Source organism: Limnobaculum xujianqingii, from assembly GCF_013394855.1.
In the GTDB taxonomy this organism is placed as follows: Bacteria; Pseudomonadota; Gammaproteobacteria; order Enterobacterales; family Enterobacteriaceae; genus Limnobaculum; species Limnobaculum xujianqingii.
Genome location: NZ_JABMLK010000002.1, coordinates 1342168 through 1354653, shown reverse-complemented (window position 1 = coordinate 1354653; position 12486 = coordinate 1342168). Strand labels below are relative to the sequence as shown.

At 41.7% G+C, this 12486-nt stretch carries 13 protein-coding genes; 3 read left to right on the top strand and 10 right to left on the bottom strand.

Translation table 11 applies throughout. The annotated features are described in order from the left end of the window. Positions 1-2: 2 nt before the first annotated feature. The 10 genes from GOL65_RS20240 to GOL65_RS20195 form a co-directional block, all read right to left on the bottom strand. A complete protein-coding gene (locus tag GOL65_RS20240) occupies positions 3-1004 on the bottom strand; it encodes a ParB/Srx family N-terminal domain-containing protein (protein ID WP_140921275.1) in 1002 nt (333 codons plus the stop codon). A 297-nt stretch (positions 1005-1301) separates the two neighbouring features. Then, positions 1302-1619 carry a FaeA/PapI family transcriptional regulator gene (locus GOL65_RS20235; protein WP_140921276.1) on the bottom strand — a complete coding sequence of 106 codons (318 nt, stop codon included), beginning with the start codon at positions 1617-1619 and terminating at the stop codon, positions 1302-1304. Positions 1620-1879: 260 nt separating this feature from the next. Beyond that, positions 1880-2839: a D-2-hydroxyacid dehydrogenase family protein gene (locus GOL65_RS20230; protein ID WP_140921277.1), complete on the bottom strand. Its 960-nt coding sequence runs from the start codon at positions 2837-2839 to the stop codon at positions 1880-1882. A 232-nt stretch (positions 2840-3071) separates the two neighbouring features. Then, positions 3072-3863, bottom strand: coding sequence for a DNA-binding transcriptional regulator KdgR (gene kdgR / locus GOL65_RS20225; protein WP_140921278.1), 792 nt, complete (start codon positions 3861-3863; stop codon positions 3072-3074). Between the two features lie 316 nt (positions 3864-4179). After that, a complete protein-coding gene (locus tag GOL65_RS20220) occupies positions 4180-4674 on the bottom strand; it encodes a GNAT family N-acetyltransferase (RefSeq protein WP_140921279.1) in 495 nt (164 codons plus the stop codon). A gap of 338 nt (positions 4675-5012) precedes the next feature. Beyond that, complete coding sequence (gene rnz / locus GOL65_RS20215) at positions 5013-5927, bottom strand: ribonuclease Z (RefSeq protein WP_140921280.1); 915 nt, start codon at positions 5925-5927, stop codon at positions 5013-5015. A 7-nt stretch (positions 5928-5934) separates the two neighbouring features. Further along, a complete protein-coding gene (locus GOL65_RS20210) occupies positions 5935-6921 on the bottom strand; it encodes a zinc-binding dehydrogenase (RefSeq protein ID WP_140921281.1) in 987 nt (328 codons plus the stop codon). A gap of 64 nt (positions 6922-6985) precedes the next feature. Then, positions 6986-7630 (bottom strand): LysE family translocator, encoded by a 645-nt coding sequence (locus tag GOL65_RS20205; protein WP_140921282.1) that lies wholly within the window; start codon positions 7628-7630, stop codon positions 6986-6988. Between the two features lie 52 nt (positions 7631-7682). Next, positions 7683-8519 carry a helix-turn-helix transcriptional regulator gene (locus tag GOL65_RS20200; RefSeq protein WP_140921283.1) on the bottom strand — a complete coding sequence of 279 codons (837 nt, stop codon included), beginning with the start codon at positions 8517-8519 and terminating at the stop codon, positions 7683-7685. 95 nt (positions 8520-8614) lie between these two features. After that, the gene (locus GOL65_RS20195) at positions 8615-9196 is read right to left on the bottom strand and encodes an NAD(P)H-dependent oxidoreductase (protein WP_140921284.1); all 582 of its coding nucleotides are present in this window, start codon (positions 9194-9196) and stop codon (positions 8615-8617) included. A 263-nt stretch (positions 9197-9459) separates the two neighbouring features. Between GOL65_RS20195 and GOL65_RS20190 the strand changes: the two genes are divergently transcribed. From GOL65_RS20190 to GOL65_RS20180, 3 genes are all read left to right on the top strand, one after another. Further along, positions 9460-10176, top strand: a complete 717-nt coding sequence (locus GOL65_RS20190; RefSeq protein ID WP_140921285.1) for an AzlC family ABC transporter permease — start codon at positions 9460-9462, stop codon at positions 10174-10176. Then, on the top strand, positions 10173-10490 hold the full coding sequence (locus tag GOL65_RS20185; RefSeq protein WP_140921286.1) for an AzlD domain-containing protein: 318 nt from the start codon (positions 10173-10175) through the stop codon (positions 10488-10490). The genes GOL65_RS20190 and GOL65_RS20185 overlap by 4 nt, the downstream gene beginning before the upstream one ends. 92 nt (positions 10491-10582) lie before the next feature. Further along, positions 10583-12478, top strand: a complete 1896-nt coding sequence (locus tag GOL65_RS20180) for a diguanylate cyclase domain-containing protein (protein WP_140921287.1) — start codon at positions 10583-10585, stop codon at positions 12476-12478. The last annotated feature ends 8 nt before the right edge of the window (positions 12479-12486 follow it).

Below are 12486 nucleotides of genomic sequence, written 5' to 3'. Positions count from 1 at the left end.
AATTATGGTTGATGAGACATCTGATAAGCCAGGGCTCTTGCCAGTTTAGAATCTGGTTCTGACAATTTTTTCAATTTCTTCTTATGTATCTTGTCCAACTTACCTAACTCAGCGGCACTTTTTCCCGAGCCGCCGACCAGCCGATCCGGAGGTAATTCAATCATTATTTTAGCGGCATCTTTCAATGCTTTAATATATCCATCCAGTTCTGATAGTGAGTACTGACTTAAATTCATTTTGTTGTTTAGCAATTGCCCCCAATAAAACTCCAGAAAAGGTACTTCCGGATAAGGTTTTCCGGTTTTCGGATCAAAATTATTATCTGACTTATCATAAGAAATGCCCCTTAAATAGTAGAGCATTGAACGCCAGGGATCGTCCTGAAATAATTTCAATCCAAGAGATGATGGCAATTGTGCAAATGTAATAGCATTACCTTTAGCATCAATGGGTAAGAAATGTTTTAGCTCCGCCATTTTCTGCTCAAATTGAGCCTGAGTAACAGGATTTCCCTTTGCATCATGGCTCAAATTATCGCCGACTAATACGCTTAAACGGACATCACCACCGCTGGCTTCCCAAAAACTATTAAAGGCATGATGTCCGTCAGTCAGATAAATTTTCCCACCCGGGCCAATATCGACAGTATTCATTGCTGATTTATCTGTTCCAACGGGCAATGAACAGCGATATGACGAGGGATCCTCTGGAGAAGAGGATTGAGTTTGCTGCTCCAGTTTACCCGCTCCCTGAACTTTGCAGAGATCCATAAACAGCTTCTCAGGCTTAGTGGTATATTCGTCTAAATCACCAGCAATCTGCAACTTACCCACAGCAACCTGTGTTGGATGTAACTCATCAAGGCGTACCTGAATAATATCACCGGTTTTAGCTAACATTTGGTTATCAGAATTCTGTGTTGCCATAGCCATTGAACTCAGCAGAATGCCAGAAAAAGCCCCAATAACAGGCACGATAGAAACAGAAAATCGATTGATGAACATCAATGTCACCCTATGCTGACAGATATTTACCGATAATAACTGATTATAGCCAGATAGATATGAATTGCTTTACAGCCACAAAATGTAGATAGAATAAATTGATTAATTGGTAAAAGTTAATGGGAATAATCTGGAGAACTATAACTAACCAATTGAAGACAGATGAGAAAATATGAATTGATATTTAGCAAATATACTTTTAGATAACAGAAAAACACAAATTGTGCTGCTATCCTTCTGTTATTAATTCATCCCTGATATTAATTTCCTTAAAGATAGAATACTTCAATACAAATACTATTTTTCAGCACCAATCAACCACCAATGCAATGGATAGCCTTTCTTCACGCCAGTTTTTAATACTCGGCCTTCTTCCATCAATTTCAACAGATAATAACGAGCCTGATAAACATTAATCACACAAATTTCCGCAATGTCATTGGTTGTAGGTCCTATCAGACGCAGAGTCTCATCGCTAATTTCATCAGTAAGAGAAACCTTATCTTTTACTGCTGCATATTTTGCAGCACATTGTTCGGCTAAAGTATCCAATATTTCCTGAGTAATCATTGCGCCTTTTGTCATTTTTTCATCCGATTTATTATTATTTATCATTCAGCCTCCAACGCTACATAACCTAAATAGAAAATTACCTGTCCGGAGTATACACCAGTCACAAATCTTTCATCTATCAGCGAGTAACAGAGACCGATCTTTTTTTGACTCAGACTAACTATTGAAAAACTAAATATTTGATTTGAAACCGAGCCCTTCAACCCAAAGCGTTGTAAAAACTAAAAAAAGATATGGATAATTCAAAAAAGCCCCCTCATAATTTATTATGAGGGGGCTTACAGAGAAAATCCTTAATAAACTCAGCTCAGTTGTCGAATCGGCTTTTCTGCAAGATAAGCGAGGATATCTTCAACCGCTCCCTGAAAATAACCCTGATAGTTACTGTCAGATACATATCCCAAATGAGGTGTTGCCAGAACGTTAGGTAAAGTACGCAGAATATCGCCTTCTGGTAATGGTTCTATTTCGAATACATCCAACCCTGCACCGGCAATACGCTGATGGCTCAAAGCATCAATGAGAGCCTTCTGATCGACAATGGCTGCCCGCGAGGTATTAATCAAAAATGCTTTTGACTTCATTCTGTTTAATTCAGCTTCACCAATTAACCCTCGGGAACGTTCTCCCAGAACCAGATGAATAGAAACAAAATCACTACTCTCCAGCAGAGCCTCTTTTGATGGTGCCAATTCAACCCCAACTTCACTTGCCCGCTCAGTCGTTAAATTTTGGCTCCAGGCCGAAACCTCCATACCAAACGCTTTGGCAACCTGAGCAACTCGCCCACCGATTTTACCTAGCCCCAGCAATCCGAGGCGTTTGCCGCTAAGTGTTACGCCAACAGTACTCTGCCATGCTCCGTTTTGGCGAAAAGCATTATTCTCCGGCACAATATGGCGAGCCAGCCCCAAAATCAGAGCCCAGGTCAGCTCCATTGGTGGCTCAGAACCGCTTGGTGTTCCACAAACGGTAACGCCCTGAGCCGTTGCTGCCTTCACATCAATGGCGGCATTACGCATACCGGAAGTAATCAGTAGTTTAAGTTTAGGTAACTTAGTCAATAGCGATCCGGTAAACGGCGTACGTTCCCGCATAATGATCACGATTTCACAATCACCAATTCTGTCAGCCAATTCCTGTTCATCGGAAATATGTTGAGAGAGAGAAAATACCTCTACCCGATCCCGTAACAAAGACCAATCAGCCATAGATAAAGCGACATTCTGGAAATCATCAATAATTGCACATTTCAATTTCATAAACCGAATCCTGTCAGAGAGTAATATCCGATTGATATAAAGTTATTTTTCTAAAATCCTGACCGAAATGTACACTGATATATGACAAAAAACTTTGTCTGGCGTCTGACTTTTGTTGCGTGGAGTAATTAATACGTTTGGAAGTGGATAATATTTTACAGAATCATGCGTTACTAGCTGTTGTTGATGGTAGTAAAAAGGGGCCTAAAGTCCCCTTTTTACTACCACTCACTTAAAATGGATAGTTGTGATAACCCATTTGTGAAGAGATATTCCGGGCCGCATCATGCAGCATCTTAATAATTTCAGGCTTGTTCTCTTCTGAGAAGCGGATAGTCGGTAATGAGATACTCAAACCAACGGTGACAATACCGAAACGATCGAATACTGGTACCGCGATACAACGCAGACCTTCTTCTTGCTCCTCAATATCTTCTGCATAGCCTTGCTCTTTAGCCAACTCTAGCACAGAGATAAAATCTTCAGCACACAGAATGGTATTATCTGTACTGCGGGTAAAAGTAATCTTGCTTAACGTTTCTTGTACTTCCTGCGGATCGCTCCATGCCATCAGCACCTTGCCAATCGCCGTAGTATGAATTGGGTTACGGCGTCCAATACGCGAATACATTCTCAGGTTATACAAGGAATCGATTTTATGAATATAAATAATGGCATCATCGTCCAAAGCGCCCAGATGAATAGCCTCTTTAGTTTGTTTCGATATTTCACGCATTTGAACATTGGCATAACGAATCAAATCAACATTCTGTAGTGATTTTGAACCTAACTCGAATAACTTCAAAGTAAGAGAGTATTTATCGGATTCCCCCTCTTGCGTAACATACCCTAATGTCTTCATGGTTTGCAGGAAACGATATACCGTGCTTTTTGACATCATTACCTGTTGGGCCAGCTCGGAGATTCCCATCTCACGCTCTTCACCTAACGCATTCAATATACCAAAAACTTTCAGTACCGATGAGACTGAGTCTGGCTGTTTATCTAAATCATCCGCGGCCATTTGGTTGCCACCTTATGCTGGTATTCGTTTCAGAAAAATTGGAACAGTGTTTTTATTATAATGTTAAAGACCAGCAATTGACAATCAATGATGATATCAATCGATGTCACGCTTCAGAATTATATTAATTATAATTAACAATTATCTTAATGCTTATAACCTCTATTGTTTTAATCAAAATGAAATTTATCAAAACAAATAGTTCCATATAGATATTATTAACAACATTAGCCGCCAGGAAATAATATGAATAATAAAATACATATACCATTAAAATTAGGTAGTCAGTTTAATATTTAATCACTATTTAAATATATTAATGCAGCATATTAGGATTCGCAGGAAAGAAAGGTATACGACTTGGTCTTGAGATAATATAGAGTTCGCTTTGTTCATCGGGTGCAATTACAGTCCATCCACGGGAAACATAATAAGTAATGCTCTCATCTGCTGCCAAATAGACATTCGAAAAACCATTAGTACGTGCTCGCTCTAATGCATTCTCAATCAGCATTGAACCAAAACCAAGTTTTCGGTACCCGGGTAAAACATATAAACCACTCAGGCAGGGGAAAAAGGGATTGATATCATGCTCTCTTCCCATCAAGTGTACAGAACCTACAGGCCTCCCATCACATAATGCAACTAAAGAGCAGGGAATTTTATTCTTCCTGAGATGTTCACTCAAAAACTCTTTAAGTTCAAAATTATCGGTTCTTGGCCCTTCCCAAAACTCCCGGTAGCACCACTCCATTACATCATCAAAGTACTGAGGGTGCTCAGCTAATGAAACAACCAATTTACTGTACATAGCATTCTCTGATCTATATTAGAATGCAGAATATTACCAACTAATAAAATATTTTCACCTGTCATAAACCACAAAAAACATTATTTTTATGGAATTGTTAATCTGAGCATTATTTTACTAAACAGGCATGTTAAACAATAATTAAAAATAACAAATTGGAGACACATTGCGTATATGATAATTATTTAAAACGCTCAAAAACACTCATTATCTCATCAGTGAAAACACTCCTATCAATATTGTTATGTTCACCAACCTGCCATAAATAATAAAAAAGATCGTATATTCTATGGATGAAGACTATCGGGTATCTGCTATGCAAATACCCGATAAACTAACTAAAGTGCAAACACAGCTAAATCGCTGGCCATCTCGGTTTGAGGAAAAATTGCCTGACATTCAGCCAACAAGCGTAAGCTCTCTTCTGCTCCATAACGAGCACTAAAATGAGTGATAATTAAGCGTTTCGCTCCGGCCGCTTTTGCTAACTCTGCGGTTTGCTGAGTGGTCGAATGCCCTCGGCTATTGGCCTGCTCGGCCATTGACGCTTCCAGTGTGGTTTCATGAACCATCACATCGGCATCTTTAGCTATCACTAATGAAGTATCAGATGGGGAAGTATCACCAAATATTGCTAACACTCGTCCTTTCTGGGCAGGGCCAAGGTAATCCAGGCCATTAATCACTCTTCCATCATCCAACTGAACCTGTTCACCTGCCTTCAGTCGCTGAAAAATTGGGCCTGCGGGTACCCCTTCAGCCAACAGGCGAGAAGCATCTAATGTGCCCGGTTTATCGGCTTCTTCGATACGATAACCAAAACTCTCTATGCCATGCACCAGCGGTAATGCCGTGACGCAAAAATGTTGGTCCTCCATCACCTTACCCGATTGAATCTCTATAATCTCCAATGGATAAGTCAGATAAGAGCCACTGAGATTCAAGGCTGTCTCCACAAAGGCTTTAATGCCAGGAGGGCCATAAAGCGTTAATAGATCCTGAGATCCAGCCATTGAACGGCTACTTAGCAATCCGGGCAGGCCAAAAATATGATCCCCATGCAGATGAGTGATAAAGATCTTTTCCAGACGTCCCATTCTTATTGAAGAATGTAAAATCTGATGCTGAGTTCCCTCTCCACAATCAAACATCCAAAAACTATTGCGTTCACTCAGCAGATTCAGTACCAGACTGCTCACATTTCGTTCTTTACTTGGTGTACCGGCACCAGTACCTAAAAAAATCAATTCCATAATTAAGTTAATTCTGAATCAAATATTTAATTGCTCTGTCATTACGTTTCAGCTCAGTCAGGCTTTCTGGTAATTGCTCAAAGCTCCCTAACTGAAATTTAGGTAAAATCAGCGCTCCGCGACCAACATCAGCCAAAAGTGACTGTCCGGCTGCTACTAACTCAGCCCATTGAGCATCACTACCATGTTGATGTATCGCCCCTAAAGCAATTTCATGCAGAGAGATACAGGTGGTAAATGGCCCTACAGGAGAATGTTCAAGCCTGTCCTGTACACAAACCAGATGCCCATAATAGCCCAGTAATGCCCCCAACGTGGCTGCATGTTCACCACTCACCAGATCAAATGCTGCATGTAACGCATGTGAGCCCAGTTGTTGCCTTAACTGTTGCCGCCAGTCATCATCTTTATAATCAAAGGATTGAATCACACCCCAATGTCCCAAACGAGCATGATTAATTGAACTGGCTGTCGCATAGACCAAAGCGCCCTGACGAATCAGTAACTGAGTAAGGATAGAACCTACCGCACCACCGGCGCCGCTGACCAGCACTCGCTTTCCTTTGAGTTCAGGTACTTTTTTCATTGCTTGCCACGCCGTCAACCCAGGGCAAGGTAATGCGGCCGCCGCTTCATCGCTAACCCCATCAGGAACAGGAATAACCGCTTTCGCTGACACCACAGTGTGATGGCTGAAGCTGCCATTGGTTCGTAAATTGGTGTGATAACACACTCGCATTCCAATGCGCAAATGAGCCACCCGGGAGCCTTTAGCAATAATGATACCCATTCCATCAACACCGGGAACATGGCCCGATTGCCATAAATCAAAAGGTTGTTCAATAAACTTCCAGTCCACCGGATTCAATCCGCTAACACTATTGGCAATCAATACCTGATCGTCCTCCAGGTACGGAATCTCTGTATGACTAAGCTCCAGTTCATCAGGTCTGCCTGGCTGTGACCAACACCATGATAACGTCTGTTTTTGCATTTTTATGCTCCTCAAACCTTTCAATCAGGATAGTGTGGCTTCTTCATACAGACGCTATGTGCGGTTATCTATCCGTCGCGACCTGAATTATCAGCCATAATCCCATCATCAATAATACTGCGCCCGCCGAGCGCTCAATCCAGTGAATACTATTACTTAACCGCTGCTGTAACAGCGGCAAGCTAATCACGGCAGCGACTAATAAATCCCAGACTAACACAGCTAAAAACATCCAGATACCGCTGCTAATCTGCTGAACTAACGTAACCTGACTTCCGAGAATAACCGTCATCAGGCTCATGTAAAATAAGGCATTTTTAGGATTCAACAACGCTGAAGCTAACCCTAAAGCCAGTTGTTTAGTGGGTGATACCAGACCTGCATCCTCGATGCCAATTTCCAGTACCCTTGGCTGACTACGCCATAACATAATCCCCAGATAAATAAGGTAAAATGCCCCTATAATCTCGATAGCACTAAATAACCAGGTATTGTGGCGTAATCCACTCCATCCCACGATGGCAACGGCAATATAGATTGCATTCCCCAGCGCAATACCAACACAAATCAGCGCGCTCCCCTTCAGGCGATAGCGCACGGCATAACCCGTCAAAAGAAAAAAATCAGGCCCCGGACTTAACAGGGCAACACCGTGAGCCAAAACCAATAACGGAAAAGCTTCGGGTAACCAGTACGCTATCGTTGTCATATCTTATCTTCCAGTAGAAATAGATAAGGCAGACTCTAACGATAGTAACCGGCTAACGATTGTCAGAAATTGATCGGCTCAGTTGGTACTGACCTGGTGTTGCCGCAGTATTCGATACAAAAAGCTTATGAAAATGGCTCTGATCGCTAAATCCTGTTGATTGCGCTACATCGACAATCTCCTCTCCTTGCCGCAATAGTTGCTTGGCATACTCAATACGTAAATTATTCACAAACGCTTTTGGCGTAATACCAACATCATGAAAAAAAATACGAATTAGTGTTTCTGGCCGCAGACTAAGTTCATCAGCCAGTTGAGATAAAGAAGGAGGATCAATCAAATTTTCCTGCAATCTCTGGCGCATATAGAGAGTTACTTCACGCTCAGGCTCGCAGGAAGCCGTCGATGAGCAATAACGACTAAATAACGTGAAAGTAAAGCGGTCGAGAAGCTCAGGTATTAGCTTAACGTTTCCCTGTTGTAATAGATCAACCAGCGCCAAATATTGCGCAAACAGCGTTGGTTCACGAATGGCAAAGCAGTCACAATAAATATGTTCTACCGGGAAAGATAACAGAGAAGAGAGACGTTCCAGACACCATGCTGTATCCAGATAAAGCATATGATAACTGCGGCTTTCACCTTCTATCGGATTACAACTGTGCACCGCTTCAGGTTCAATCAGCACCAACTCACCAGCACGGGCTATATATTTACGACCAGCGTAATTAACGCAAGTACAACCCTCTTGTATTGCCCCCACAGAGAGGGCCTGATGCAGGTGGGCTTTATAACCAATACGGCTCCGGTGAGTCGAGCGCAGCTCAATATGGGGTAATGCATCATACCGCCAATATTCCTGTTTCACTGACTTAACCTGCTGACTCATTATCACTGTTCCTTTGCGCTATCGTGCTGCCATATTACCCCTGATATAAAAAAACGGTCACTATTGATGACCGTTTTTTAGACAACTCGACAAAATCAGGCAAAAACAGTAGCCAGATGTTCACGCAAGCGCTTAAGGTTATTTTCTACATCAGGCTGTTTCATCACATCAACACACAGGAAGGTCGGAAGTGGTTTCATACCTAAAAACTGGTTCGCCTTGTGGAACGGCAGATAAACACCATCCACACCAACACCTTCAAAAAATTGGGATGGATCGTCAAAGGCTTCTTGCGGAGCATTCCAGGTCACTGACAGCATATAGGTTTTCCCCTGAATCAAACCGCCTGAACCATACTTTTTCGCAGCGTCTGAACGAGAACGACCATCACTGGCATATAAACGGCCATGACCTTCAGTAAACACTTCATCAATATACTTTTTCAAAATCCATGGAGCACCCATCCACCAGCCTGGCTGTTGGTAAATCACCGTATCAGCCCAAAGGTATTTCTCAATCTCATCTTCCACAACATAACCATGGTCGATAATAGTCTCTTTCACTTCGTGCCCGGCCTGGCGTAAAAAATCAGCGGCAGCATGATGCAGCGTTAAGTTCAGCTCACCATTAGAGTGAGCGAATTTTTTCATTGCATTGATAATCAGAATCTTACTCATAATTTTGTTTCGCTTAATTAATTTGATGTTACACCAAGCGGAAACTGCCTGATGGATACCCTAACTTAATGGAGATAGTGTACCTGTTTTATTCATTAATAAAATCGCAATAAATTCATAAGATAATTGATTAATAGTCAACAATAATAATCTGACAATAAATATCTCTGTCAGAAATAGTTTATAGAATCATAGTTATCCCCAGTTTGTGGTATAAAAACAACACAAGAAACAAGTGAAATTTACGGATAAACAGCATCATCATGAGTGAATTAACATCAGAAAATAGACATCCAACTGGGTGGAACAGCTTTCTGAGGGGTTGTATTGCAATATTACCGTTAAGTCTGGCTGTATTACCCTGGGGAATTTTGGCAGGTTCAATGGCGATTGAAAGCGGTATGACTCCCGCCGAAGGCGTTGGTATGTCTGCTATCATCTTTGCTGGCGCCACCCAACTGGCAGCAATGGGAATGATAAAAGCCGGTGCCGGAGTGATGGCAATTATGGTCTCTGCCTTCTTTATCTCTTCACAACACCTGCTTTACAGTTTGACCCTGCGAGATCGCATCGCACCATTGCCGTTAAGATGGCGTTTGATTTTAGGTTTTTTATTAACCGACGAGCTGTTTGCGTTGATAGGAAAACACAGTGCCGCTGAGTTTGACCGCTGGTATGCCCTTGGCGTTGGGTTGTTTTTCTATATCTTTTGGCTACTGTCAACTCTGGCTGGCGTATTAGCTGCCACTCAGATAGAGAATTTAGGCAGCTATGGATTAGACTTTTCCATCGCGGCAACCTTCATTGTCATTGTGGTTCCGTTAATCAAAAACATTCCAACTATTGTTTGCGTATTGACTGCATTAATACTGTCCATTGTTCTAGGTTATTTTCATGTCCCCAGTTCGTTAATCATTTCTGGAGTAACCGCCATGTTTGCCGGATTAATCACTTCGCTGGTTATGGGAGATAAAGAATGATCTGGTTAGTTATTTTTACTACAGCATTGGTGGTGTTTGTAAACCGTTACCTGTTTTTAGAACCCAGTTTGCCAATCAAACTCAGTCCCACCATCAAGAAACTGTTGGGGTTTTCAATACCGGCAATTTTAACCGCTATTTGTGGGCCCATTATTTTTCTGGATGACCATGGATTTCGGGAGATTCCTCTCAATCCTTATTTTATTGGTGCTGTTATCTCTGTTTTACTGGCGCTGTTTATTCGTAATACGCTGGTCTCAGTGGTTCTCAGCCTGATGATATTTATGCTACTGAAACAGGTGATACTTTCCTGAGAAGTAATACAGGAATCATTTCAATCGCTTGCCTGTAAAGCATAAATTATTGTCTATACTTAACATGTATATATAACAATGAGAACGCGCTAATGATTCCTGTACGGCTACCCAATACTGAAAAACAACGAATTGAAATACTCAAATCACTTCAGATACTGGATACTCCGCCTTCAGAGCAGTTAGACCGTGTGACCCGTTTAGCGGCAGATTTTTTTAATGTGCCTATCGCTTTGGTCACCCTGATTGATAGTGACAGACAGTGGTTTAAATCCTGTTTTGGTTTATCGTTGACTGAAACTTCACGGGATATTTCGGTATGCAGTCACGCCATCATGCAACGTTCGGTATTTGTCGTTCCTGATTTGCGTAAAGATCCGCGTTTTTGTCATATTCCTCCGGTAGTTGAAGCACCGCATCTGGTGTTTTATGCCGGTTGCCAGATTCACTCTCGCCAGGGTATTCCACTGGGTACACTTTGTATCATCGATTCTAAAAAACATAAATTCAGCCACGATGATGAACGTAAACTGAGCGACTTTGCCAAAATTGTTGAGCAGTATTTTCACAGTCTGGAAGAGACCACCTATACCCGTAAAGTTGAAGATAACCTGAGTAATACGGAATCGATGTTTGCTCAAACCTTCAATCAGGCAGCAGTTGGGATGGCAAACGTCTCTTTAACCGGGCAATGGCTACGGGTAAACCCAAAACTTTGTGAACTGTTAGGTTATCCTGAGCCAGAATTATTAAACAAGACGTTCCAGGAGATCACTTATCCTGACGACCTGAATACCGACCTTGGTTTATTACAAGACGTATTAGATGGAAAGATAGAAACCTATACCATTGAAAAACGCTACATCACTAAACAAAAACATATTTTCTGGGTACTACTGACTGTCTCTATGGTGAGAAACAGTCAGGGAATGCCCCACCACTTTATTTCCATCATCGTGGACATTAATGACAAAGTGTCCATCGAATATGAACTTAAAAAATTAACTGATGAACTGGAAATCAGAGTCAAAGATCGTACCGAACAACTGGAAAAAATGTTGCATCTGGTGAATGAAGAAGTAGAACAACGCATTGAAACTCAGAATTTATTAAATATTGAAAAAGAGCGTCTGAAAGAGATTACGGATAACGTTCCTGCTTTAGTCAGCTGTGTTAACCATCAGCTTCATTACACCTTTAATAATAAAACCTATGAAGACTGGTTCGGTTTGCAGACCAAAAATATTATCGGAATGTATATGCCTGACGTCATAGGCAAAACCAGTTTTCGGGCAGCTCAACGCTACATTGAAAAGGTCATTGCTGGCCAAAAAGTCTCGTTTGAAAATACCTTGCCCACCAAAGAGGGCTTGAAATATGTTCAAACCACTCTTATCCCTAACAGAGATCGTGAACAGGGTGAGTTTTATATTCTTTCTCTTGATATCACTGAGCTTAAACAGCTGCAGCAAACTCTGATCTTTGAAGCATCCCACGATATGCTGACCAATCTGCCAAACCGCAGATCGTTTATTGAAACCTTAAACAATATGCTGCTCGATCCGGAGCAACACACATGGCTGGCGCTATTTTTCCTGGATCTGGATGGCTTTAAGGGTATCAATGACAGCTACGGTCATGAGTTTGGCGATAAAGTTTTGCAAACTGTCGCTGAAATTATTTGTAAATCAGTACGGCTAAACGATATGGCCGCTCGTCTGGCTGGGGATGAATTTACTATTCTTTTTAGCCATCCTGATAATCCCCAGCATATCGTATCGGCGATTAGCCAACGATTATTACAGGGATTAGCTGAAGTTACCCATATTGACCAAATCCCCGTCAGACTTAGCGCCAGTATCGGTATTGCCATTGGATTAAATGACGACCTGCTTAAACCAGAGACATTACTGTCATTGGCTGATAAAGCGATGTATCAGGCTAAACAGCTGGGCAAAGGTACATTTTGCATTGAATATCACTCCTGACCACGCCA